The 24,964-nt window shown below is 44.0% G+C and carries 18 protein-coding genes, 18 tRNA genes and 1 pseudogene; 27 read left to right on the top strand and 10 right to left on the bottom strand.

Features of this window, described 5'->3' with window-relative positions:
• The 5 genes from AC4II3_RS18465 to AC4II3_RS18445 all read right to left on the bottom strand — a co-directional run.
• Positions 1–1,874: GAF domain-containing protein (locus AC4II3_RS18465; protein WP_490722862.1), on the bottom strand; the 1,874-nt coding region annotated here is incomplete at its 3' end.
• On the bottom strand, positions 1,816–2,361 hold the full coding sequence (locus AC4II3_RS18460) for a chemotaxis protein CheW (RefSeq protein ID WP_490722861.1): 546 nt from the start codon (positions 2,359–2,361) through the stop codon (positions 1,816–1,818). The genes AC4II3_RS18460 and AC4II3_RS18465, both read right to left, overlap by 59 nt.
• 3 nt (positions 2,362–2,364) lie before the next feature.
• On the bottom strand, positions 2,365–2,736 hold the full coding sequence (locus AC4II3_RS18455; protein ID WP_490722860.1) for a response regulator transcription factor: 372 nt from the start codon (positions 2,734–2,736) through the stop codon (positions 2,365–2,367).
• A gap of 279 nt (positions 2,737–3,015) precedes the next feature.
• Positions 3,016–4,254: a response regulator gene (locus AC4II3_RS18450; protein ID WP_490722859.1), complete on the bottom strand. Its 1,239-nt coding sequence runs from the start codon at positions 4,252–4,254 to the stop codon at positions 3,016–3,018.
• A gap of 944 nt (positions 4,255–5,198) precedes the next feature.
• Positions 5,199–5,942 carry an urease accessory protein UreF gene (locus tag AC4II3_RS18445; protein ID WP_488012132.1) on the bottom strand — a complete coding sequence of 248 codons (744 nt, stop codon included), beginning with the start codon at positions 5,940–5,942 and terminating at the stop codon, positions 5,199–5,201.
• 589 nt (positions 5,943–6,531) lie between these two features.
• Between AC4II3_RS18445 and AC4II3_RS18440 the strand changes: the two genes are divergently transcribed.
• The 21 genes from AC4II3_RS18440 to AC4II3_RS18340 all read left to right on the top strand — a co-directional run bounded on the left by AC4II3_RS18440 (position 6,532) and on the right by AC4II3_RS18340 (position 11,239).
• Positions 6,532–6,605: transfer RNA gene (locus AC4II3_RS18440), tRNA-Asp, on the top strand.
• 57 nt (positions 6,606–6,662) lie between these two features.
• A tRNA-Met gene (locus tag AC4II3_RS18435) sits at positions 6,663–6,734 on the top strand.
• Between the two features lie 4 nt (positions 6,735–6,738).
• Positions 6,739–6,809, top strand: a tRNA-Trp gene (locus tag AC4II3_RS18430).
• A gap of 4 nt (positions 6,810–6,813) precedes the next feature.
• Positions 6,814–6,888: transfer RNA gene (locus tag AC4II3_RS18425), tRNA-Glu, on the top strand.
• A gap of 4 nt (positions 6,889–6,892) precedes the next feature.
• Positions 6,893–6,965: transfer RNA gene (locus AC4II3_RS18420), tRNA-Asn, on the top strand.
• 31 nt (positions 6,966–6,996) lie between these two features.
• Positions 6,997–7,070 (top strand) — tRNA-Phe (locus AC4II3_RS18415).
• Between the two features lie 28 nt (positions 7,071–7,098).
• Positions 7,099–7,171: transfer RNA gene (locus AC4II3_RS18410), tRNA-Gln, on the top strand.
• A 217-nt stretch (positions 7,172–7,388) separates the two neighbouring features.
• A tRNA-Leu gene (locus AC4II3_RS18405) sits at positions 7,389–7,463 on the top strand.
• Positions 7,464–7,566: 103 nt separating this feature from the next.
• A tRNA-Leu gene (locus AC4II3_RS18400) sits at positions 7,567–7,640 on the top strand.
• Positions 7,641–7,644: 4 nt separating this feature from the next.
• A tRNA-Pro gene (locus AC4II3_RS18395) sits at positions 7,645–7,718 on the top strand.
• A gap of 4 nt (positions 7,719–7,722) precedes the next feature.
• Positions 7,723–7,796, top strand: a tRNA-Leu gene (locus AC4II3_RS18390).
• A gap of 3 nt (positions 7,797–7,799) precedes the next feature.
• Positions 7,800–7,878, top strand: a tRNA-Leu gene (locus AC4II3_RS18385).
• An 86-nt stretch (positions 7,879–7,964) separates the two neighbouring features.
• Positions 7,965–8,038, top strand: a tRNA-Leu gene (locus AC4II3_RS18380).
• 2 nt (positions 8,039–8,040) lie between these two features.
• Positions 8,041–8,117, top strand: a tRNA-Met gene (locus AC4II3_RS18375).
• A 321-nt stretch (positions 8,118–8,438) separates the two neighbouring features.
• Positions 8,439–9,074: a hypothetical protein gene (locus AC4II3_RS18370; protein WP_488012130.1), complete on the top strand. Its 636-nt coding sequence runs from the start codon at positions 8,439–8,441 to the stop codon at positions 9,072–9,074.
• A gap of 54 nt (positions 9,075–9,128) precedes the next feature.
• Positions 9,129–9,198: transfer RNA gene (locus tag AC4II3_RS18365), tRNA-Gln, on the top strand.
• A gap of 189 nt (positions 9,199–9,387) precedes the next feature.
• The gene (gene ybiA, locus AC4II3_RS18360; protein WP_488012128.1) at positions 9,388–9,843 is read left to right on the top strand and encodes a riboflavin biosynthesis intermediates N-glycosidase; all 456 of its coding nucleotides are present in this window, start codon (positions 9,388–9,390) and stop codon (positions 9,841–9,843) included.
• A gap of 75 nt (positions 9,844–9,918) precedes the next feature.
• Positions 9,919–9,992 (top strand) — tRNA-His (locus AC4II3_RS18355).
• A 305-nt stretch (positions 9,993–10,297) separates the two neighbouring features.
• Positions 10,298–10,370: transfer RNA gene (locus AC4II3_RS18350), tRNA-Lys, on the top strand.
• Between the two features lie 8 nt (positions 10,371–10,378).
• Positions 10,379–10,450 (top strand) — tRNA-Lys (locus AC4II3_RS18345).
• Between the two features lie 378 nt (positions 10,451–10,828).
• Complete coding sequence (locus tag AC4II3_RS18340; RefSeq protein WP_488012126.1) at positions 10,829–11,239, top strand: hypothetical protein; 411 nt, start codon at positions 10,829–10,831, stop codon at positions 11,237–11,239.
• A gap of 146 nt (positions 11,240–11,385) precedes the next feature.
• Here the strand turns inward: AC4II3_RS18340 and AC4II3_RS18335 are convergent, their stop codons facing one another.
• On the bottom strand, positions 11,386–12,396 hold the full coding sequence (locus tag AC4II3_RS18335) for a GAF domain-containing protein (protein ID WP_488012124.1): 1,011 nt from the start codon (positions 12,394–12,396) through the stop codon (positions 11,386–11,388).
• Positions 12,397–12,644: 248 nt separating this feature from the next.
• Between AC4II3_RS18335 and AC4II3_RS18330 the strand changes: the two genes are divergently transcribed.
• Complete coding sequence (locus tag AC4II3_RS18330; RefSeq protein WP_488012122.1) at positions 12,645–14,066, top strand: GTP-binding protein; 1,422 nt, start codon at positions 12,645–12,647, stop codon at positions 14,064–14,066.
• Positions 14,067–14,891: 825 nt separating this feature from the next.
• On the opposite strand, the gene AC4II3_RS18325 is transcribed toward AC4II3_RS18330, so the two are convergent.
• Positions 14,892–16,508 (bottom strand): iron uptake porin, encoded by a 1,617-nt coding sequence (locus AC4II3_RS18325; RefSeq protein WP_488012120.1) that lies wholly within the window; start codon positions 16,506–16,508, stop codon positions 14,892–14,894.
• Between the two features lie 134 nt (positions 16,509–16,642).
• The gene (locus AC4II3_RS18320; RefSeq protein WP_488012118.1) at positions 16,643–18,400 is read right to left on the bottom strand and encodes a sensor histidine kinase; all 1,758 of its coding nucleotides are present in this window, start codon (positions 18,398–18,400) and stop codon (positions 16,643–16,645) included.
• Positions 18,401–18,992: 592 nt separating this feature from the next.
• On the opposite strand from AC4II3_RS18320, the gene urtA reads away from it, so the two are divergent.
• Positions 18,993–20,285, top strand: a complete 1,293-nt coding sequence (urtA, locus tag AC4II3_RS18315; protein WP_488029363.1) for an urea ABC transporter substrate-binding protein — start codon at positions 18,993–18,995, stop codon at positions 20,283–20,285.
• Positions 20,286–20,479: 194 nt separating this feature from the next.
• Positions 20,480–21,649 carry an ABC transporter permease subunit gene (locus AC4II3_RS18310; RefSeq protein ID WP_488016788.1) on the top strand — a complete coding sequence of 390 codons (1,170 nt, stop codon included), beginning with the start codon at positions 20,480–20,482 and terminating at the stop codon, positions 21,647–21,649.
• Positions 21,650–21,786: 137 nt separating this feature from the next.
• Here AC4II3_RS18310 and AC4II3_RS18305 read toward each other — a convergent pair whose 3' ends face one another.
• Complete coding sequence (locus AC4II3_RS18305) at positions 21,787–21,969, bottom strand: hypothetical protein (RefSeq protein ID WP_488016790.1); 183 nt, start codon at positions 21,967–21,969, stop codon at positions 21,787–21,789.
• 5 nt (positions 21,970–21,974) lie between these two features.
• Here AC4II3_RS18305 and urtC point away from each other — a divergent pair, with 5 nt between their 5' ends.
• The 3 genes from urtC (at position 21,975) to urtD (ending at position 24,793) form a co-directional block, all read left to right on the top strand.
• Entirely contained in the window at positions 21,975–23,141 is a 1,167-nt protein-coding gene (gene urtC, locus AC4II3_RS18300; RefSeq protein WP_488016792.1) for an urea ABC transporter permease subunit UrtC, read from the top strand.
• A gap of 364 nt (positions 23,142–23,505) precedes the next feature.
• A complete protein-coding gene (locus AC4II3_RS18295) occupies positions 23,506–23,676 on the top strand; it encodes a hypothetical protein (RefSeq protein WP_490722858.1) in 171 nt (56 codons plus the stop codon).
• Entirely contained in the window at positions 23,657–24,793 is a 1,137-nt protein-coding gene (urtD, locus tag AC4II3_RS18290; protein WP_488017442.1) for an urea ABC transporter ATP-binding protein UrtD, read from the top strand. The genes AC4II3_RS18295 and urtD overlap by 20 nt, the downstream gene beginning before the upstream one ends.
• On the opposite strand, the pseudogene AC4II3_RS18285 reads toward urtD, so the two are convergent.
• Positions 24,725–24,964, bottom strand: a pseudogene (locus AC4II3_RS18285) (hypothetical protein); the annotation flags it as partial. The gene urtD and the pseudogene AC4II3_RS18285 sit on opposite strands and share 69 nt — an antisense overlap.

The following is a 24,964-nucleotide window of genomic DNA, read 5'->3' as shown; positions in this document are numbered from 1 at the left end:
ATCACATAAGCTTTAGCCTGAAATTGCTCCAACAGGTCAATGTGACATTGATCGTAACCAACCTTGTAAATGTCATCAACCGCTAAGGTTTCATTGTGGCGATACCGACCCCCTTGGGTGTTCTCCAAATAGGTATCGCGCCAGACTTTTTTAATACTCGGTCCAACTAACGGTATCCAACCATGTCCGACATCCTCAGCCACAAACTCACCACTCCAGTCTCGATTGAAACGATACACAGCGACGCGATCGCACTTGAGCTGCTGCCGGATTTCTTGAGTTGCAGTCTGGAAAACACTTTTCAAGTCGGAACTCTTAAGTATTTTATCAAGCAAGCGACTTGCTATTTTTTCTCCCTGAACAGCAATATCGAGTTGCTCCGATTTATCGTCTAGCTGGGCTGCAATGTCCAATTGCTTGAGAATACTACTGAGACGGTCACTGAGTAATGACAGCAATATGACGTCACTATCAAGCCAGCGCCGAGGGCGAGAGTTCTGGTAAACGGCGAATAAGCCCCAGAGGTGTTCACCATCAAAGATTGGGGCTATAATATAAGCCTTGGTCTGGTATTTTTCTAAGGTTTGAATGTAGCACTCAGAAAAACCAGCGGCATAGATGTCGTCAACTCGCTCTACCTGCTGACGTTTGAAATAGCTGCCTCCTTGTGTCTGCTTTAAATAGGTATCGGTATTTGGGCTGGCGACGGATCCGATTTGCTTAACCGTACAGCGTCTAGAGGACAATATATCTGCTGATGTCAGGTTAGGATTTTGCTTTTGGTCTTCGAGCAGCTTCACCCAACCCTCTGCAACTGACTCAGCCACAAATTCACCACTCCAGTCTCGATTGAAGCGATAAACCACTACCCGATCCGCCTTGAAAAACAGGCGCAGTTGTTCACAAATATTGCCCAGGGCAATCTCCGGCACATTTGACGGTGCAATTGTGGCCAAGATTTGAGCCAAAACCTTTTCCTGCTTCACCTGCTCTCGTCGTCGGGTAAAAGATTCCATTGGCTGTAGATTCAGCCGAAGTTCAGTAACAACTTGGTAGAGCAGACTAATGTCAGCTTCCTGCCATTCCCGAGAACCAGAACATTGCTGTACCACTAGTAAGCCCCACAATTGCCCTTCGAGCAACATTGGTAGACTTAGGCTAGCTTTGACCTGGAATCGTTCTAGCAGTTGGAGTTGAAACGGACTCAAAGCCCGGTCATTAATATCATTAAGGGCTATAACTTTCTGTTGCTCATAGGCTGAGCGATTATCAGCCCCAAAAGCCATCACCGGCAGGCACTCCTCCTGGCTGGGAGTATAGCCACTCACCATCGACTCAACTAGCACCGTACCCCGATTCTCGGACTGGAAGCGAAAAATCAAGGCTCGGTCTACTCGTAAACGTTGACTAACCTCAGTCACGGTGGTTCTCAACAGGGCATCACTAGTTTCTGCTTTGCGCATCTCGGTGGCCAGGTGGAATAACCACTGCCGCTCACCCTTGCAGTATTCCTCAATATCGACGGCTAGGTGGAGCTTCAACCCGGTAGGTGTCCCCTTGCCATTGCCATTACTCGATGATTGATTGAGTTGGGACGAAGATGTGAGTATTTCCTTAGATTGATCAAGTGTTGACATAGTTATAGTTTCGCTTTTTTCAACATCTGATAATGGTAAAATTGCCGACCATGATGGCATCTCAGAGACAATCGAGTCGGTAGGAACCCTGCCAATAGACTGTTCAATGGGCAGAGTTAGTGACGAGCTTGTCAACCAGTCATAATTGGTTTGATGGCATTGATTTGCTCGAAAAACCTCAAGACTGCCCTTCTTGATTTGTCTGCCATAGGGGAAACTCAGTAATAGCCTTGACATCCAAGACTGTACTGCCATCCCCAGGCAGGTACCCCAGCAGAAAAGGCAGTAGTGATTGAGGAAATAAGCCAGAAGATGCTGGCTGGAGTTGCTCCAATTCATGTAACTCAATCTCATTGACTTGCGACACCACCAGACCCACAGACTGGTCATTGGCCTGAACCACGATTGCCACAGGAGATACCGAAACTTGCCCAAGCTCAGACAGAGGTGGATAGCCAAGCAGCTGGTTTAGGTCTACCAACCAGAGCATTTCTGAGCGCCAATTACCAATGCCCAAAATGCAACTGGGCATTTCCGGCACCAGCAGAACGTCTGGTACATTCACCCTGATAATTTCGGTAATCTGCTCTAGGGGCAACAGAATACTATCCTTTTTGCCAATAGGAAAACGCAGCAACCGCACTCGGGTTTCTGGGGTTAGTGGATCTAAGTTTAGTAGGTCAAGATTTGTTTGTGTTACCACTGGGTCAAGGGAGTTCAACATTACCTAATACCTAATACCTAACAATTGCTGAATTGTTTGTTTTAGTTCTTGCTGGTTTATCGGTTTAGGTAAATAGGCATCAGCTCCCAGCATCGAACCCCAGAGTTTGTCAGCATCAGTTCCTTTAGTTGAGCAAATCACCACTGGGATGGTTTGGGTGTTGGAATTAGTCTTGAGTTCCCGGCAAAGTTCAAACCCGCTTTGTCCTGGCAAAATCACATCGAGAATCACCACATCTGGTTTCTGGGACTGAAGTTTAATCTGGGCATCCTCACTACTGGTGACACTAACTACCTTGAGACCAGCTTCTCTGAGGTAACCACTTAGGATCTCATTTTCTGTCAAACTATCTTCAACCAAAAGGACTGTAGTCATAAAATTTGTTTACTCTAAAAGTAGTCATGATGTTAATTTAAATTTGGTAATTTCAACCTGTCAAGTATAACTTATCAAGTTTTGATTTTTGATTTTTAATTAACGAAAAAAAAAGACTCATAAGTAGTAAACTAAGTTAATAGGGATCCGTGTAGGAATTGTGAGAATTGTTGCTCCCTACTCCCTACTCCCTAGTCCCTGCTCCCTGTTCCCTGTTCCCTGTTCCCTGTTCCCTGTTTCCTGTTCCCTTTGCTAAACCTAAACTATTAAAGTAAGTATTCAACCGGACAGGATATTACGACTAACCCCGAGATGCTTCTGTAGAATTGTCAATACCTTTGACCGAGTAATAGGCTTTGCTAAAAAGTCCGTAGAACCAACCATTTTTGCCCGCACTCGGTCTACAATTCCGTCATTACTGGTGACCATAATCACTGGGGTGTCTTGAAACACCGAAACCCGACGAATTTGTGCACAAATTTCATACCCATTTAAAACCGGCATGACCAAATCCAAGAAGATCAGCTGTGGTTTGTGCTTTAGCAAGGTCGGCAAGGCTTTGATCGGGTCTTGAACATTGATAAATCGATAGCCAGCATTGGCAAGAATTTGACTCATGGTCAGGCGATCGATTTGGCTGTCTTCGATATAAACTACCAAAGGACTAGCTGGTAATGTCATTACTGGTCCTTTGGTTCCGGTAGTTTCTGGCTGAAGATTAGTGGCTTGATTAAAGTGAGTATCACAGCGGAAGTCTCCAACACAGATCAAACCCATCACCTGTACTCGGATGTAGGGCATGATTGATTGGGTCACAGCCAAAAGATTCTGTTTGACGCTCACAGCTAAATCCCTTAAAGTGCGATCGCCATCCACTAAGGTAGTCAGGTTGTGGTAGGCCAGTAATGAGGTCTGCTCTCGCAATTTGTCAGCATCCCAGATCACCGGAGCCAAAGAAGGGGAAATATTTACCAAACCAGCCTGTTGCCAAGGCTCCCAAGCCAGCGTTGCCTGTTGCCAAATTTGTGAAGCTCGAATTACTACCAACCTTGAATCAAAGGTTGAATCAGAGGTTGAATCAATAGTCTCTTGAGGAATCTGCCTGTAAGTTAGTTGCTGTGATGAACCACAGCGGAGTTGTTCCTGCCGTTGGATGATATCGAAGAGTATTTCGGTACAGTTGCCAGCAACAACCGACCTCATCTGTTTTAGCGGTACTTTCCCCTGTCTAACTAGTTCTGCTAGAGATGGGTAATCCCAATACACCGGCTGAGCCGACGACCCCTGACACACAGGAAATGCTGATAGTTCTGGGCAGTGTACAGACAACTGCCGACACCAACGACGAATGGGATGCATTTTACTAGCACCCCCAGTCAAACGACCCAAGTGGAAAAAAAGACTCCACTGCTGACCTTGGGGATCTTCAATCTCCAACCGACCAGTCAATTGCTCCGTTGCGCAAGCTTGAATCTGTTGTGCTAGTTTGTCGGTGGTCAATACTTTGTGAGTCGTCATTGGTGTCTCTATGGATATATAGCAATCCCACTAATTAGTCACTAACTAACAATTAACAATGAATATTTAACAAGTAACAATCCTAGTTTGCTAGGATATCGTTTAGCAATAATGTTGTCAAGTACCCGTTTTTTGTCTAATACCTAGATACCTAGATACCTAATACCTAGATACCTAATACCTAGAATTTTTAATCCTGATATTGTGTAGAATTTTCAGAACTTACGCCATTTGTATATTGGTTACAAATTATAGGGTTTGTTCCCCAGTTTTGCGTAAGTTCTGGTTTTGTAGAAATGCACCAAACTCTTAATGTTAGCAGACAATTCAAGCCAGGGTTGTAGAGATGCACCATGATCGAGTTTCACTAACCATCAGCAAAACTCGGTTAGTCGAACTCAAGGGAAATTAGTACCTTACTTGGCTTAACTTTACCTTAATTAAGAAGGGCTATTTAACGAAAATTACCCTAAACTTAATAAATATTTTGTGACTTAATTATAACTATAAATCAGCCTTAAAATCCTGCTAATTATTAAAATACGCTAATTGTCGTAGTATATAGCGTTTTTATCTAGGTTGTAAACACACTTCTTGCCAAAAAAGGCATGCAGGCAAGAGGCAAAAGGCAAAATGGGCAAGAGATACGGAGTTTTATTGTCCAATAAAAAAAGACCATTAAGGTTTACATCTCAAATACAAACGCTATACTTTGATAACATGCAAATGTGGCATATCTCGGTAACATCATCCAAAAAATCCAGCTAACTTTATTAATCTTTTAAAAAAGGATTATAAGCATTCAGCTAATGCACTAAGCGCACGCTACTTGAGGTGCCATTGGCCTATGGCCACCCTACACCGAACAGCTTTTGAATAAAACAAGCTGACCCCTGACCGCTGAGTGCTGAATGCTTACAAATGATTATTAATTTTCAAAAGAATTAACTGCGAAATAATCGTGTGTACTGAGTTTCGTGAGCCATACTTGCTAGGGCTAATCCCCAACCACAACTACTTAATTTTTCATCCGTCAAAGTTAAAACATCTTCGGTGCTCAGAGCAAGTCTATGGTTGAGTCCTAGCAGTAGCTGTTGACCAACGGTTTGACCAAGGGGAATCAATTTGACGCCAGCACCGATCACATTAGATGCCCAGCTATGTAAGTAACCTAAGACTGTGGCTCTAATGTCAATCTGCCAGTGAGCAGCCCCAATCCCAAACGCGATCGCATAATTACAGGGTTTACCCACAGCTGATGCTACATCGTGTAGAGAGATTACATTTTCTTGAGAGGTTACATCGCTTGTCTGGACAATAGTTTCAGTGGATGGGTGCAAATCCAGCAGTAACCGCATCAACGAGTTACCCATCTGCCAACTTTGCGTCCGCAATTCAGAAGTTTCCTTAGCAGCACTTACCCAAGCATTCCAGTAGTTCAAACCCTCTAAATCCCCTTTGCCATAACTTTCGTAAGCTCGCACCATCACATAAGCCTCTAATCGAATGGCTCCATAGCACAGTTGATGCTCTAGCCACTGGTCCAGAGTAGTCTGGTTGTGAATCACACCAATATCAACTAACGTTTCCAAACCCTCAGAATAGCCGTAAGCACCCACTGGTAGTACGGGACTAGCCAGTTGCAAAAGATTCAACAAAGAATTAGGGACTAGGGGATCTAAATGCATTCTTGCTTATTGCTCATTGTCCTATTGCACTGTCTGTACATCATATAGTGCTACGCGCAATGGCATTGGCAAGAGGCAAAAGGCAAAGGTGCGCTTGACCCATTAAGAATTAAATTCGCCACGGGTCGCACCTAAAAGTTCACTACAACAGCTTTTGCTGTTTGTATTAACATCAAACACCTTAAATAAGTTAAACCATCCGTTGCACCTCTAGCAGTTAAGACTTACCCACCTAACTATATATAGTGTGCCAGTTTATATTAAAACACTACATATATTGTTTTTGGCGGCTATCCACATAAGTCCTAAAAATTTCAAAAAAAAGTTTGCCCAAACCCTTGACACCGCTTGTAGTATTTTTGTAGTATATAAACATAGCGCAGAGGAAAGAGTCAAAAAGCTCGAATCCAAAAGCTTACACGGAACCTTGACAACTAAATATGTAACATACCTTTTGATTCATGTTTGGATATAACTGTGTTTGCTCATCACGTGGGGATGGACCCTTGGGTTGATTCCCCACAGAGTGAACTCAGAGATTTATCTAAAAGATTTATCTAAACTCCAACGGATAAACTGCTCAAGTCCTGGGGCTGTAGCTCAGACGGTCAGAGCGCCTGTCTGTCGAACAGGAAGTCGCGGGTTCGATTCCCGTCAGCCTCGCTCTTTGCAGTCGCTTTTATCGCTGGGAGGTGCAAATCCTGCTCCAATCAGTGACCTAGCAGCGTAGCTCAACGGTAGAGCACCTGGCTCATAACCAGGAGAGTGCGGGTTCAAGTCCCGCCGCTGCGACCTACGGAGATGGTGTAACTGGCAACATGACGGTCTCCAAAACCGTTGATCTGAGTTCAAATCTCAGTCTCTGCGCTCCCGTGCCGTAGGCAAATTTGGTTAAGCCGCTTGCCTTTCAAGCAGGTGATTGCGGGTTCGATCCCCGTCGGCACGATGAATGCCCTGTAGCTCAGTTGGAAGAGCAGCGAGCTGTTAACTCGATGGTCGCGGGTTCGATCCCTGCCAGGGCAGTCAGGAGCAGTTTCCTCTTTCTCCTTTGTATCCCCCAGTAGCTCAGTTGGGTAGAGCGCTCGCCTGAAAAGCGAGAGGTCGTCGGTTCGATGCCGACCTTGGGGGGCTGTCACTTGCTATTGCAAGTGCTCAATGCCGGATGGACGATTGGCAAGTCGCCGTGACTCTGAATCATGGAGAGGTTGGTTCGAGTCCAACTCCGGCATTCTATTGTTGAAGGTTAACCGGTTAAAGGTTGAAAGTTGAAGGTTAACCGGTTGAAGGTTAACCGGTTGTAAGCTTCAACCAAACCACCTAAGCTACTTCGGACGCCAAAGGCGAACAACCTTCAACCAAACAACCAAACAACCAAACAACCAAACAACCAAACAACCTTCAACCTTCAACCCAAATAACTTTTAATAGCAACTTGGTATCAAATATGCTCCTGTAGCCCAATTGGTAGAGGCGGCTGTCTCAAAAATAGTCTACGTGTGAGTTCGAGTCTCACCAGGAGTACTAATACCAAGTTCTCTTTAAACATAGTTAAAGGTTAAGCAGTTGTAAACGTCCCCAAATAACTTTTCAAATCAATTTTGATAGCAACTTGGTATCAAATTATGCTCCTGTAGCCCAATTGGCAGAGGCGACCGTTTTAAAAACGGTCAGTTGTGGGTTCGACTCCCACCAGGAGTACTAACGGGGTGTAGCGCAGTTTGGTAGCGCGCTTGCTTTGGGAGCAAGATGTCGCAGGTTCAAATCCTGTCACCCCGACTTTACCCCTGTGATGCAATTGGTAGACATCACTCCCCCAGAAGGAGTATCTTGCAGGTTCAAATCCTGCCAGGGGTATACGCTCCCGTGGCGCAATTGGTAGACGCACTAGACCGAGATCCTAGTTTTTTTACAGGTTCAAATCCTGTCGGGAGTACCAATTATCCAGATGTGGCGCAGTTTGGTTTAGTCCAGTTGACCAACAGTCAATCGGTCATAAGCGCAAATTCCGCCCCTCGGATCCAAACCCCTGTAGCCCAATTGGCAGAGGCTCTAGGCTTAGAACCTAGGTGTTACTGGTTCAAATCCAGTCAGGGGTATCGCAGGGATGGAGCAAGAGTAGGCTCGCCAGGTTCATACCCTGGAAATCAGTGAGTGCAACTCTCACCCCTGCCACCAATTTGCAGACATGATCCTATATCATCTCTGGTTGAATACTTATTATTGAAAGGAGTTCGTCAATTTTAAATTGTAAAGTAACCAATTAAAAATAACAAGTAACGATTTACCTGAATCTAATATTTAGAAATATATCATAAATACTATTGCTAGTTTGTAAGAACAGGAAAAATAGTCCGATCTATTTCCTACTGTTACCTGTTCCCAGAGCCGCTGTTACCTGTTCCCTTTTTATATCAATGTTTACCTAATAAGTTAACTAACAGCAGGGTTTACAAGTGATTAGCTAGGAGATAAAAATGAAGAGATAAGGAGGATAAAATGACAACTATGACTGTCACAGATGCTCTAGCCGAGTTGACCTTGCTGGAAAAGCGCATTGACTCAGCCAGAGCAGCTTTGGACAACAACACCTTAATTTCTGTGGTTGAAGTCGGTCAAGTGCCAACAGGCTTCAAATCACGAGAAGATTATGAGATAAAAGCTAAAGCGGCTTTGCAAAAAGTGGATGCCCTGATTTCCAGACGACGGACGATTAAGAGAGTAATTGTCTTATCCAATGCTTCTACAATGGTTACGGTTGCTGACCAAGAGATGACTGTGGCAGAAGCGATTGAGATGAAGATGTTTATCAGGTATTATGAAGCAGTTATCGGTACTATGCAGTTAGCATATACTAAAACCCTGAATCACTATAAGACGGCACAAGCACGAGTCAAAGACAGACTTGATAAACTAGCTCTGGAAGTGTTGGGGCAGAATGCATCCGTTGGTTCACAGAAGTATCAATCCTTGTCAGATAGCTTTCTAGCTAGAGAAGGGGTTGAACTACTCGATCCCACTAACCTGGCTGAAGAACTTGAAAGACGACAAACCTTTATTGAACAGTTCAAGTCAACAGTTGATCGAGTACTCTCGATCAGCAATGCCAGGACAATGATCGAAATTCCAGATTAAAATGGTGAGACGTGCTGGTCACTCGAAAATCTCTAAATTTATGGTTTTTAAGTAAGATGGATAGCTCATGGTAGGGCACATGATTTTGGTTCATGAAGTGTTGGTTCAAATCCGACTCCATCTTCGGATCAATTTAAAGGTCAAAGGTTAACGGTTAACCCTTAAACCTCAATCATCAAACCTTAGCTTATCAACTTTCAAACCATAAAAGTCAACCATCGATAAAATCCAGGGACTATGGTTTTAGGTTCCATAAAACCTTGAGGTTTCCACCTGGCTGAGTGGTCAGCATTATCATTAGTCAGCAATAATTATGACAATCTATTTTTACGGTACTCGGCAAAAACCCTATGGTTGTTTTTCCAACTTCTCCCGACATGGCTTTGAGCTAGATGAATTGTGGTGGGCGACTAGTGAGCATTTCTTCCAAGCCCAAAAATTTGTGACTACTGATTCCTCTTGGTATGACAAAATTCGTGAGGCAAAAACACCAAAGGAAGCAGCAAAAATGGGACGCAATCGCTCTCATCCTCTTCGTGATGATTGGGAAAAAGTCAAAGATGAGATTATGCAGCGAGGAGTGTTACAAAAATTTAAAACCCATGGTGATCTTCGCCAGTTACTACTTGCTACAGGTGATCAGCTAATTGTTGAGAATTCACCCATAGATTATTACTGGGGTTGTGGTGCTGATGGTAGTGGGAAAAACAAACTAGGAGAAATTTTGATGACAGTTAGGGCAATATTGCGTGACAAGCAAGCAACTTGATGCTAACGATAGCAATCCTAAATAATTAGGACTAAATAATTAGAACTTTGTATTGTTTTAAATTTAAACAACGTGGTGTCTGAAGCCAAAGTGGTCGCGGCGCTGGTTTGTGGAACCAGTCATAACGGGTTCAAGTCCCGTCAGACACCCTTAGGTGCGACCCGTGGCGAATTTAATTCTTAATGCGGAAAGCGCACCTTAAGGAAGATGCCGCCGAGTGGACGGCAATCGGTCTTGAAAACCGTGGTACGGCAGCGATGTTGTAGGGGTTCGATTCCTCCATCTTCCTCTAGCCACCAGAAGCCGAAAAGCGAGGCACTGTGCTGATAACGCAGTGGTAGGAGGGGCAGTACCTCCCTGGTGGATTTCCCTCTGAAGCGCGGAACTGGCACTGACACTCCTAATGTTAGCTGTGGTCGTTCAACTCGACCCAGAGGGGTTTTCCTTTTGTGATGGGAATGTAGCTCAAGTGGCAGAGCAGTCGGCTCTTAACCGAATTGTTGCAGGTTCAACTCCTGTCATTCCCATAGAATCTGGGTGGTTGGCATAGCGGCTGTGCAACGGATTTTTAATCCGTACTAGATAGGTTCGACTCCTATACCGCCCATTTATAATTCATCTATTTAAACAGCACAATCAGTATCTTTGACAAACCGGTATTTAACTATTAGCTTTTAGCGGAACCATTGACCATGGGCCCCTAGGCAGATGAAAGGGATTTACACGCGAACGCTAACTTGATCAACCCCTGTGAAGCAGTTGATCAGCTAGACGAAGGTATGTTATTTGCACTACCCCATTTTATCATCCATCCCTGGATAGAGACTGAGATTTACCTCTCTGGGACGATGGAGATGATCAGCAGAGCGCGATGAAGCAAAGCTTCCGCTAAAAGCGATCGCGCTTTGGAAAAAACAGTTAAAACAGATTCAAAATGTCTTAAACTAATGGCAAATGTATAGTTATAACATCAAAGAAAATTTCTATGCAACTTGGTCCTGGTTTATTAATAACATTCTTGTACTACTTCACCTGCACAACCCTAATTACCACAGTCTTTTCCTCCCAAGTTTTGAGGCTAAGTCTGGTGACAGGGATGCCCTATAGTGTTGGTATAATTTTTGGTTTAATTGGTGGTTTATTAGGTACCTACTTCAATCGAACCGTTACACTATCCCTAGAATTCAAGAGTAAGAAAGTTTTTAGCGCTGCTCTCCAGGATGCTCTGGCCGAGATGGGGTTTGAGGAAACATCAAAGCTAGATGATTTTGTAGTTTACCAACGCCCAGCCCTCAGTAATCTTTTTTCTGGTAAAGTATTTGTAAAAATCGGTAAAGGTAAAGCTACCATTGCTAGCCGTTCCAGAAATATTAAGCGAATTAAATGTAAACTATAAAAAAATATAGACACTATGCATAATTTTTATAAAACCTATTTTTTTAAACCTGGCGATGAATAGATCTCAGAGCAATAGTATGGCTATAACAAACACCATCGAGCCAACACCATCGAGCCAACACCATCGAGCCAACACCATAGAACCTAACCCCTTAAATGATTAAGTCTTCGCAAAGCTCCAATGATTACTAACTTACCGTATAATTTAGTTCGGGAACCATAAATTTCTACGTTAATCCTGCTGCCATCTTTACACTGACCAGGAAAGGTAAAGTAGAGATTTTTCCCCTGACCCTGAAGACAATTAGTGATTCGATCATCGACAAATTTACGCTTGTCTTCTGCCACCACTTGTAGTAATGATTGCTGAGAAATAAGTTCACCAAAGGAATAGCCAAAAATTTCTGCCATTTTGGGATTAACATATAGAAAATTACCTTTACTATAAATTATGTAAATTCCCAGGGAAGAAAAATTATCTGAACTATCAGTGAGCTTATTTGTTGGGGATAAAACTGGATAGTTCTGAGGAGACTGTTGCCCTAGCTGTTGTTGTTGACTGTGGAGTTGAGCATTCTCTAAGATCAAAGCCATGGACTCAGCAGTCATTTCCATTAAACGGGCAGATTTCCCACCAAAGTGTCCCGTCTGGGAATGCATTAGGGTGATAATGCCTAATAACCTCTTGCCCCTGAGAATAGGAACAGCTAATACTGAGCGTACTTTATAGGGCTGATCAGGTAAGGTAAGCCAGCGCTGATCATCCATAGTGTCCTTTATCAGCCCAACTTGGCGATGGCGGCTAACCCAACCAGCTAAACCTTGGTCTAGAACCTGACCAATGATCTGCTTTTTATATCGTTGGGGGGTTGCACCGCGAGCTAGAAGACTCTCAGTGACCATACCATCAGCATTGAGTAAAAACAGGCTACTCTCCTCTGCCTTAGTGAGCCGACCAGCAACCTGGAGTATATCTTGTAACAAAGCTCTAAGCATCAGTGAGCCAGAGGCGGTTTGCATTATGGTGGCATAGGTTTTAAATAGCTGATGTTGAGCACTGAAGACAATTCGTGTAGCTTTAAGTTGATCCACTTGTCGGCGCAGTGCTTTCACTTCTTGAATCAGCTGTTGTTTAGATTTATTCAGATCACTCATAGTTACCTCCATCAATGAGCCTGCGCCAATCCCACATTAGTCTACAGGCTTATAACAAGTTGCGTTGTTGACGTTTAATTTACCTATGCGGTCAGGAGGAATTGGGGGAAATTGCCTAATTCCCAAGTCCTTTTTGTTTATTCTTTGACTGCAACTTGGTATCAGGTAATTGCGATCAGATAATGGGTGTTTTCTCATCAACGGTTAGGTAAAAATAGTAACTGTAACTCGTCTTTCCCTATTTAACCTTGAGTTATCCTCGCTCTTCCCAATCTAAACCAGCTGCTGGTAATCAGACATCCTATGGCACCAATAACCAGCAGAAAAGTCTCTTCAACCGCACTCGTGCCAGTTTACAGCAAGCCTTGTCCTGGTACAGCAATTTTCATCGCTCCCAGGGGAATCCTGCTGATGTGGAAATGCAAGCCTTGCTGCAAACTGAATTAGAGGTTTTACAGTCTAGCCTAGACAAACTTGACCAAGGATTGATTCGCATTGCCGCTTTTGGTTTGGTTAGTCGTGGTAAGTCAGCGGTAATTAATGCATTGCTGGGAGAAAAAATTCTTAAAACTGGCCCGATTCACGGTGTCACTCAATGGCCCAAGTCAGTACGCTGGACACCTAGGTCCGACAGTGAAGTGCTCTTGGAGTTGATTGATACGCCAGGATTGGACGAAATCCATGGGGAAGTCAAGGCACAGATGGCGCGGGAGGTGGTATCCCAAGCGGATTTAATTTTATTTGTGGTGGCTGGTGATATCACTCGCACTGAATATCAAGCTCTTTGTGAACTGCGGCAAAGCCAAAAGCCTCTAATCTTGGTATTTAACAAAATTGACCTCTATCCAGAGCAAGACCGGGAGGCAATTTATCAACAGTTGCAACAACTCGGTACCGGTAGTCCCAAGGATCGGCGTTTACAAAAGATGTTGTCAGCGGATGAGATTGTGCTAGTGGCAGCAGAACCAGCTTCTATGGAAGTACGGGTAGAGTGGCCTGATGGTAGAGTGACTTATGAATGGGAAACTCCACCTCCAAATGTGGATCAGCTCAAACAGAAAATTTTCAGTCTACTTAACCGAGAAGGGCGATCGCTTTTAGCCCTCAACGCTCTATTTCAAGCCCGCAATGCTCAGAATACTATTGCCAAAAAAGCCATTGAGTTACACAAAACTGAAGCAGAAGACTTAATCTGGCAGTTTGCTAAGTACAAAGCACTAGCAGTCGCCCTCAATCCGATTGGAATTTTAGATGTGTTAGGAGGTACTCTGACTGACTTGGTGATGATTCGTTCTCTAGCGCGGCTGTATGGTTTACCCATGACTAGCTATGAAGCAGGTAAGCTATGGCAAAAGATTTTGATGAGTTCTGGAGGGTTACTGCTAGGTGAACTGGGTACCAGTGTGCTTTTTGGTGTAGGTAAGAGTGCCTCAGTGGTTATCGGTCCGAGTGGCTTGGGTGCCTTTGCTGGGGCAGCAATTACCCAAGCTGGAATTGCAGGTTATGGGGCTTATGCTGTTGGTCAAGCGGCACAAGTTTATCTCGAACAAGGTTGCTCTTTCGGACCACTAGGAGCAAGTACCGTCATTAAAGAAATTCTAGACCGGGTGGAGCCAGATACTATTGTTTTTCGTCTGCGGCAAGAATTGGAAAGACAGCTAGGAGAGTGATAAAACTCCTTAACCTTTTCCCTAATTTTACTTAAATTTTATACCTGGCACATTTTTTACCGGAGTCGTAGATTGGGCATGTGTAGATATTCAGTAGATATTCAAGAGAGAAAAATCACTGCCAGCCAATCGGGATTGAGGAGAACACTCATGTTCCAAAGACTAATTCAAGCCGCCATGCTCACGTTATTGCTTCACTTAATTGCAAACCTAACACAACCGAACACTCAACAGCCTGCCAATTTGTCACCCTCAGACGTGAAACTTGTCTATGTCTTGAGCTAGACCATCGGTCAGTGTTCCAAACGGATTTTTCTGGGGGTTGTGGGCTGCTTCATTATCCATGATTCATTATCCATGGTTCATTAGTTTTCATTAGTACTGTTGCAATGAACTATGAACCATGAATCTTAGAGGAGACTAAAAATGGTTAACCAAATGCATTATCCCAAACATCATCGGTAGGGTGCATTTCATATTTGTAAAAAAAAGGGAAGTGTGGGGCGGGGGCGCGGGAATTATATTAGAATTTTTGCTGAATTTAATGGATTGAGATGCACCATATCTGGGGGACTGGAGTAGTAATCGATTTCATCCACGGGATAGCGACAATCTTTAGCTAGCTGAAGCGGCTTAAACAACCTTAAACAAACTCAAAAAAATCTTAGAACCTCTCAATAATATGCTGATACCGAGCCCGGTTAACTTCTTATAAGTCTTGGCTTTTCGTGACTTGAAAGTTAAAAATTTTCAATTTTCAATTTTCAAGTCACAGCCATGAGCTCTACGGTATTATAAGTAATTAACCGGACTTGGGATCAGGTCTTAGAATTTGAAGGTAGTTCTCAGAGCACCAATGAAGACATCCTCGTTATCACTGTCTCCAAAGGGAGCAGCAATCCAGATTAATCCGGGAGTAATCGAGATATTATCGTTTACCTGATACTTGTAGAAGCCTTCAAGATGAATGGCGGTATCATCATCACCACCAACATAAGGCTCAGAACCGGCAACTATACCAAGTAAGTTACCTTCTTTGCCAAAGTCTGGTAATGCCAGTCCTAGACCGTAGTACCAAATTTCAGCATCAGCGTCGCCACCAGACGCTTGTTCAGCATCGGTGTAGCCGCCATAGGCATTAATTACTAAATTGGGAGAGAATTGAAAAGAGGCTTCTACGCCGTAGGAGTTAGTGTTGGCTGTGACATCTCCTCCATCACCAAAGGGTGCCCTGGCGTTTTCAGTTCCGACACCTGTATCAAAGATAGCGTTGTCATCATCAAAGTCATTGAAGTAGGCACGAACGTAGGTGAAGGCTAACTGAAAGCTGTCGCTAGGGGAAAATGTCAGCTGACCTAAGGCAGAAAACTCACCATTGAATAAACCCTGACCTTCAGAAGGGTCAAAGGAATTGCCACCAAAGTAACCTGCACTCAATACTACAGCATCGGCGAGGCTAAAGTTGATGCCTAGTCCACCACCTGCGCCTAAACCAATTTTATAGATGGGGCTAGATTCAGCATAGCTGGAAAGAGCACCACTAGCACCAGTGAAGTCATCCAGGTAGGGGCTGATGGTGGGGACGAAATCTTGCCAAAGGGGAAACGCAGCTGGCAGATAAACATTAACATTCTCCCCAATCGGGAAGTAGTAGGCTAGCCAACCAATACCCACGTCGTTGCCACTGTCAAAGCTGTAAGTAAAGGCACCTTGGTCTGTGCCATCAAAGGTAGCTGCATTACCGGCATCCAGACGGGTGTAGAGGGCATCTTTACCGGTGAAGCTGGAGACAAACGCTAAACGTACCCGGTTTTGGAACACTGCTTGGTTGTCACTGTCTTCACCAAAGGCGTTAGCAATAGAGAAGACCACTTCCCCTTCTAGCTTGGTGGTGGTAGAAAACTGATGGTCTTCTAAAAATGCCACCCGTCCTTCTAAGTTATCTACTCGTGCACCGAGAGTAGCCAATTCTGATTCAAACTCCTGAATCAGCCGTTGCAGGGTTTCTAAGTCTTCACGAGTGATAAAATCTGCGGTAGACGCAGCAATTAAACGCTCAATTTGGTTCAAGCAAGCATTTAAACCAGCGGCAAATTCATACCGGGTTGTTGCCCGATTCCCACGAAAGGTGCGATTGGGATATCCTGCAATACAACCGTAGCGCTCTACCAAACTCCGTAGCGCTTCATAAGCCCAGTCTCCAGGAGATACATCACGCAGTTGGGAAACACTGGTGACTTGACCCATGGAAGCTGAGTCTTGTTTACTCTGTTTGATCAGTTTATCAACCGACACCTGCTTTGTTTGTGCAGGCATTTCCCCCAGGTTTACTGGGTCAAGGTTTGGTGAAACCTCTTGTGCGATCGCGACCTCAGATGCTGCCCATTGGGATACCAACATCAATGGACTCATCAGCAACATCGTGCGTAATTGTTTATTCATTGTTCTCACTCACACCTGTCATCAGTCTAATGGATGAAAGTAACAAAGCTCTGACCAGGTGTTTGTAGTCTTTGATACAAAAAATTACTTATATAGTTGACTTGTGACAGTACGCTGTCAGCACCTAGGCACAACTATATTGGCAAACTAATTACAAACTCGGCTCCCTGACCAGGTTCTGAAGCCACCTCAATTTTTCCCCGATGCTGGGTAATAATTTGGTAGGTAATGGCTAGTCCCAAGCCAATTCCCTTACCGGGATCTTTGGTAGTGAAAAATGGGTCAAATATCCGGTCTTTAATGGCTGCGGGAATCCCAGGGCCATTGTCAGCGATGCGGATAACTATCCAGTTTTGGTCAACTAGCTCAGTTTGAATCCGAATGGTGAAGACTGGGGATAGGCAAGATTCGACACTCTTGTGTTCTATAGCCTTGTGTTCTGTAGCATGCTTTTCTATAGCATCAAGGGCATTTTCCAAGATATTCATAAATACCTGATTCAGTTGAGCTGGGTAGCAATCCACTAAAGGTAAATCCCCATACTGCTTGATCACCTCAATCCCTGGATTGAGGCGGTTGCTGAACAGAACCAGAGTATTGTCAATTCCTTCATGGATGTTAACCGGTTTCATCTCGGCTTCATCCAATCGGGAAAAATTCCTCATCGAAAGCACAATTTCACGAATGCGCTCAGCTCCCCCTTTCATGGAAGCGATGATTTTAGGCAAGTCTTGGGCCAAAAATTCCAGATCAATCTCTTCGAGCTGATTTTGAATCTCTGGGTCAGGGTTGGGATAATACTGTTGATAGAGTTCCACCAGAGAGAGTAAATCCTCAATATAATCACTGGCAAAGAACAGATTGCCGTAGATAAAGTTGATCGGATTGTTCATTTCATGGGCAATACCAGCCACCATAGTACCCAAACTGGACATTTTTTCGTTTTGAATCAGCTGGATTTCCGTTTGCTGGAGTTCCTGGGTGTAGTCAGCCATACCGTGAATCAGCTGATTGAGAGAAGTGGCTAACACACCCACTTCATCTCGGGTGGTGACTGGTGCTTGCAGGGTAAAGTTAGACTCCTGTTTGACCTGTTCGGTGATGTCAGTCAGGCTTTTGATTCGCTGTGCGATCGCATTACTGGTATGAATAGCTAATAGGATTGCGATCGCAACTGAGGCGATCATACTGCTGTAGATGATCCCAAAGCAGCACTGCTCAGCACGGTTGAGGGCACTCAAGGCTTGCTTCTGTTTGACTTGAGCTGCTCTAATCAGCTGGTCTGACTTCTCAAAAAAGCATTCTAGGGCAGTGGTTAATTCAGGATTGTTCTGTTCCAACAGTTGCTTTTGGGCAAGTTTAAGCGCACCTAAGGGTAAGTTTCCAGACTCGATTTCCGACAACAGGGATTGAATGAGAGTGTTGTAGGAATCAATAATGATGGTATAGCTCTTAACTAAATCCAGTAACTGATTGGTATTCGTATGAGAACAGGTCTCAAACTCTCTGACAAACTCTTCCGCTTCCAACAGCAGTTGCTGAGCTTGGTCAATTTTGTCTTGAACCAGCTGTAGGTCTTCCATGGGAACAGCAAGCGCACCTAAGTAGGGATAGGAACCTAGGTCTAAAATCGCGATTTGTAAATTTTTCAGGAGATTTTCTTGTTTTTGGGCACGAGTGAGTTCAGCTAGTGCTGCCTTTTGGTAATGCTGGCCAATCCCTAATCCAGTGGTTGTTCCCAAAATTGCCAAACCAATGGAGAGTGCATAGCCAACAAAAACTTTCTGCCGAATGCTCGCACTGGTTAGGAATTGATTGATAAAGCTGATTCTGGATGCCCGTGAGTTAGGGTGACATCCAGTGTGAAATCCTTGGAAATTCTCCCCTGACAAAGCTTAAATCTCGCCAAATGTTAGCCGATGAGTCGAAGCGTGTTATTAATACATCAACTTTAGGTGCGACCGGTGATGGTGAGCAATCCCTTGACCGTAGGTCACGCTATGGGAACGCCATCACGGAAAGCGCACCTTATGGTCAATCTGTACACTGAGTTACAAGACAACAGCCTACAAGACAACCGTAAGTTTATAAGTTGAGCAATAAAACATGAATAGGTGATGCCTAATGACTTTAACATGCTATTTTTAGGCAAAACTATGCTTTTTTCGAGGTTATTTAACCATAGTAACAGATCCTGGCTTCGCTTGCTCTCTCTTGCTTTTGTAAGGGAGGTTTTGCTTATCCAGACTGTAAAGAGTTCATTAACAGAATGTGAATACTTAATGCTCACCATGGGTAGATCTGATCCAAAAAAATGTTAAAAAATGTTAAAAAATGTCAATCTTTCATGAACTGATCGAAAGTTTAGGTTTTTTGTATCCTAATTAACAGTTTACTTGCCATCGTAGGTCTAACATCACACCCTAGCTTCGTAATTTTTTAAATCAAGCTACACCTAAATTAGGTAGAGGATGGTACGAAAGTATGGTAAGTGGATTAGGAAGACGTAAATTTCTGCTTTATAGCTCGGCGGCATTGGGAACCAGTCTTCTGTTGAAGGCTTGCGCTGATAGCCCCACGGCTAGTTCAGATGCTAGTGCTGGTGGGGAAGATACGATCAAAGTGGGTATTCTCCACTCCCTGACTGGCACCATGGCAATTAGTGAGACTACTGTGGTGGAAGCTGAAAAGCTTGCTATCAAGGAGATTAATGAAGCTGGGGGGGTATTAGGCAAGAAAATTGTGCCTATTGTTGAGGATGGTGCGTCTGACTGGCCAACCTTTGCTGAGAAAGCTGCCAAACTGATTGATAAGGATCAAGTTGTTACTATTTTTGGTTGCTGGACATCGGCTAGCCGTAAGGCTGTGCTACCAGTGTTTGAATCCAAAGACCATATGCTGTGGTATCCTGTGCAGTACGAAGGGCAGGAATGTTCTAAGAATATTTTCTACACAGGTGCTGCACCAAATCAGCAGATTGAGCCAGCGGTAGAGTGGTTGCTGGAAAACAAGGGCAAAAAGTTTTTCTTAGTTGGCTCGGATTATGTTTTCCCTCGCACTGCTAACACAATTATTAAGGAGCAACTTAAAGCTCTGGGTGGAGAGACCGTGGGCGAGGATTACCTTCCCCTTGGTAATACAGAAGTTACCCCGATCATTTCTAAGATTAAAGCAGCACTACCAAATGGTGGCGTCATCTTCAACAGTCTCAACGGGGATAGTAACGTCGCTTTCTTCAAACAACTCAAGGGTGCTGGACTCACTCCAGATAAATATCCCACGATGTCCGTGAGTATTGCGGAAGAGGAAGTCCGGCAGATTGGTCCACAATTTCTAATTGGTCACTACGCCGCCTGGAACTATTTCCAATCCGTCGATAGCCTCGACAATAAGCAGTTTGTGGAAGCCTTCAAAGCGGAGTATGGCGAAGACCGGGTAACCAACGACCCCATGGAAGCCGCTTACATTATGGTTTACCTATGGAAGCAGGCGGTAGAGAAAGCTGGAACTACTGACCTAGAGCCTGTGCGCAAAGCTGCTATCGGTGAAAAATTTGGCGCACCAGAAGGACCAGTAGAGATGTATCCGAATCATCACATTTCCAAGACAGTGCGCATTGGTGAAATCCAAGCCGATGGTCAGTTCAAAATTGTCTCATCCACTCCTAAACCCGTTCCTCCCATCCCCTGGAATCAATATGTAGCAGAAACGAAAGGGTATGGCTGTGATTGGAGTGATCCCAGTAAGGGAGGGAAGTACAAAAAGGAGAAAGCATAAGTGATCAAGGATGAATTATGACCTATGAAGTAAACTACTTAGCATTTAAAATTGAGTTTTGTTAGTTGAGTATTAAGTGCTTACTGTAAACTTCAAAAAGATAAAACTAAAGTAGTTTTCACCCTTCATAATTCATCCTTCATAATTAACCCTTCATAATTCATCCTTCATAATTCATAGTTAATTATTAAATTGTGCTGCCACTTTTAGAAGGAATTTTTAACGGGATTAGTATTGGCTCAGTGCTACTGATTGCTGCCCTAGGACTAGCGGTTGTCTTTGGACTGATGGGCGTGATTAATCTTGCTCACGGCGAGTTAATGATGTTGGGCGCTTATACAACTTATGTTGTCCAAAATACCTTTAAAGCCTTTTTGGGCGATTCGTTGTTTAATGTCTATATCTTTTTTGCCCTGCCCATGGCTTTTCTGGTGGCAGCGTTGGTAGGACTGGTATTGGAGAAGGGGGTCATTCGTTATCTCTATGGGAGACCCTTGGAAACCCTTCTCGCTACTTGGGGAGTAAGTTTGATATTGCGGCAGTTTGTCCGCAGTGTAAATTGGGTATTGGTGATTGGGATTGCGGTATTTTGCCTACTGTTTTTTGGGTCAAGGTGGGTGATAAGCCGTCGTTTAGATTGGCAGAGAATTCGCAATTGGGCGATCGCTTTGATGGTATTCTTATCTCTAGGAATTGCCATCGTAACCGGGGTGTTGTTAGGACAAACCGGTCAACGGGCAATTACTCGACCTTGGTTTAGTGCCAGAAATGTAGACGTGACTCCACCAGCATGGCTTCAAGGGGGATTTCCGATTGGTAACTTCCAATTGCCCTATGCCCGGATCTTTATCATTATTTTGACGATTATTTGTCTATTGGGTACCTACTGGTTCTTAAATCGCTCCAGTTGGGGATTACGGATTCGAGCTGTTACCCAAAATCGCAATATGAGTGCTTGCTTAGGTATCCCAACACAAACGGTAGATGCCTTAACATTTGCCCTAGGTTCTGGTTTAGCTGGTGTAGCAGGTTGTGCGATTACATTACTAGGTTCTGTCGGTCCCAATACTGGTCAAAATTATATCGTCGATACCTTTATGGTGGTGGTGGTTGGCGGTGTCGGAAACTTACTCGGAAGCATAATAGCCGCCCTAGCAATTGGTACACTTACCTATCTGATTGGTTCGGGAAGCATAGCCTTTATGTTGATGCCAGTAGAGTTCCTTAAACCGGTAACGGACTTCTTTACCTTCTTTGCGACCACCAGTATGGCAAAAGTTATGGTCTTCGCTTTAATTATTACTTTTTTACAAGTGAGACCTTCAGGAATATTCCCACAAAAAGGACGCACGGCGGAATTATAGGGTTTGTATTTGGGTTGTGAACATACTCTCAAAGGCAATAGGCAATAGGCAATAGGCAAGAGTAACCCACCCCTAACCCCTCCCAGGAGGGGAAATAGATCTGGAGTTTTATTGTCTAATAAAAAAAACAGACAGGTTTACATCTCAAATACAAACGCTATTATAGTGTTTCTAATAGTAATGAGATTTTTTTTCCCTAATCCGAAGTTCCCTAATCCGAAGTTCTGACTTCCCGACTCCCGACTCCCGACTCCCGATTCCCGATTCTCTTTGCTAACGTACCTCACCAAATTGATAACTGCTATAGTTGTTATTTTCATAAATTATGACCTATGTATCTAGAACAAAAGCTATTAAAAAGCAGCGGCGACGAAAGTTAATTATAGAAATAGTAGCAATCGTAGGAATTGCTCTAGTTTTTGCTTTATTAATGCCAGCGATTTTGCCTGATTTTCGCCTCAAGCTGTTGGGGCGTTTTTTGTCATTATCTATTGTAGCGATAGGGATTGACCTGATTTGGGGATATACCGGACTGCTGAGTCTAGGACATGGTATATTTTTTGCGTTGGGGGGCTATGCCTTTGCTATGCACCTCAAACTGCAATTACCAGAAGGAGAAATACCGGAATTCTTCACCCTCTATGGGGTAAAGGAACTGCCATTCTTCTGGCAGCCATTTTATTCGTTTCCTTTCACCCTAATTGCTATTGTTTTAATTCCCAGTATCGTGGCGGGATTGCTAGGTTATCTGGTATTTCGTAACCGGATTAAAGGGGTATATTTCTCGATTTTGACCCAAGCCGCACTGCTGGTTTTATTCAATTTTTTCAATGGACAGCAAAAGCTAATTAATGGTACTAACGGGTTAAAAACTGATACAGAAACTCTGTTTGGGATGTTAGTAAGTTCCAAACAAGCTCAGTTAGCTTTCTACGAAATTAGTATCCTGTGTGTGGTTGTGATCTACTTATTGTCTCGTTGGTTAACCAGTGGACGCTTTGGTCGGTTGTTAATTGCCATACGGGATGATGAGAATCGGGTGCGTTTCTCTGGCTACGATCCTACCGGATTCAAAGTCCTGGTATTTGCGGTTTCTGGGGGAATCGCTGGCATTGCTGGAGCCCTTTATACCGTACAATCAGGGATTGTTACCCCCAGCTATATGGAAGTAGCTTTTTCCATTGAGATGGTGATTTGGGTGGCTGTGGGAGGACGAGGAACTCTAATCGGAGCAATTCTGGGTACTTTATTAGTCAGACTAGCTCAAACCTTGTTGAGTGAGCAGTTCCCTGAAGTGTGGCTATTTTTCCAGGGCGCGCTGTTCCTAATTGTAGTGACAGTACTGCCTAATGGTATTGTCGGCTGGTTGCGAGACGAGGGAATTGAACAAATGCGATCGCTTTTTGGTGCCGAAAAACCAGTGATAACAACTTACCCCAGCCTAGAAAAAGACCCAGTAGTCCAACGGGAAAAAGAAGAGGTTGGTCGTTAAGCGGGTCTTGATTAGACTTCGCGGCAGTTGTCGGGAACAGGGAGCAGGGAACAGGGAACAGGGAACAGGGAACAGGGAACAGGGTTTGTTTTATAGCAATTCTCTATGCCATGAGGTACAAAGGGATCCCCCTAAATCCCCCTTATCAAGGGGGACTTTGAGGTTGAGAAGCGTACCTCTCTCTATGCCATGAGGTACAAAGGGATCCCCCTAAATCCCCCTTATCAAGGGGGACTTTGAGGTTGAGAAGCGTACCTCATAAATCCTATAAACGCTACATAACTGAATAATATCCAATTTAAATGGACAACAGCTTAGTTATTATTCATTAGTTATTTCCCTCATTCGCGATTGCATCAAGACAATGATGTACACAGGATTTTTTCCCGATTCCCGATTCCCGATTCCCGATTCCCGATTCCCGATTCCCGATTCCCGATTCCCAATTCCCTACTCCCGATTCCCGATTCCCGATTCCCTACTCCCTACTCCCTATTCCCTATTCCCTAAAAACAATGAACTCGAAAATTCTTGAAATTGATAACTTAACTGTAAGTTTTGACGGCTTCAAAGCAATTAACCAGTTTAACTTTAGTATGGATGCTGGGGAATTGCGAGTGATGATTGGTCCTAATGGTGCTGGGAAAACTACGTTTCTGGATGTGGTGACTGGGAAAGTACAGCCCACGGAGGGACGGGTGTTGTTTAAGGGAAGGGATTTGCGAGGCTTATCGGAACACCAAATCTCTCGCTTCGGGATCGGTCGAAAATTTCAGACACCACGAGTTTACCTAAATCTAACGGTTCGGGAAAACTTAGATTTAGCCTGCAATCGTGATAAAAATGTGTTTTCCACCCTGTTTGGACGTACATTACCGGGGGAAAAACGCACAGTAGCTGCTTTGCTGCAAACCATTGGTTTAGTGGAAAAAGCGAATTTACTGGCCGAGTTACTCTCCCATGGCGAAAAACAGCGGTTAGAAATTGGGATGTTAGTGGCTCAGGCTCCGGATTTATTACTAGTAGATGAACCCGTTGCTGGTTTAACGGATGAAGAGACAGAAAATGTAGGAGATTTGCTGTTAGCTCTAGCTAAGAGTCATTCCATTATTGTGATTGAACACGATATGGAATTCGTACGCCAGATTGCTCGTCAAGTAACTGTATTACATCAGGGGTCAGTGTTGTGTGAAGGCACAATGGATCAAGTCCAAAATGACCCCAGGGTGATTGAAGTGTATTTAGGACAAAAGCCATCGATTACAGCAGAGCAAATGAAAATGCTACGGATTGTGTCTGCTATGGCTTGGTCTGATGGTGATCTGGCACCAGAAGAAATTGATGTGATGATATCTCGCTTTAGCCAAGTGTTTGCTACAGATGCCGAACAACAGCAACAATTGCGACAAGAGTTACAGAATTATTTAGCACTTAATGTTTCCATCGAAGAGTTGACTACTGAAATAGAAAGTATTGAAGAACGAAAACTAATCGTGAAGCTGGCTTATGAAGTGATTAAATCAAGTTCCCGTACACCTACCGAACCAAAAATTAATGATGCTGAAGCAGCGGCTTACCGAAACTTAGTGAAGCTGTTGGATCTGCCAGCAGAAGTGGTAAAAAGCTTGGAAGCAGAAGTAGGAGAAGGGTAAAAGGCAAGAGGCAAGAGGCAATAGGCAAGAGGAACCCACCCCTAACCCCTCCCAGGAGGGGAAGGCAAGAGGCAATAGGCAAGAGGCAAGAGTTAATCCAATATATCGGGATTTTTCCGATTCCCGATTCCCAATTCCCGATTCCCGATTCCCGATTCCCGATTCCCGATT

It is taken from the genome of Moorena sp. (assembly GCF_982860115.1).
The sequence above is the reverse complement of the archived record's forward strand: the minus strand, read 5'-3'. Positions and strand labels throughout refer to the sequence as shown.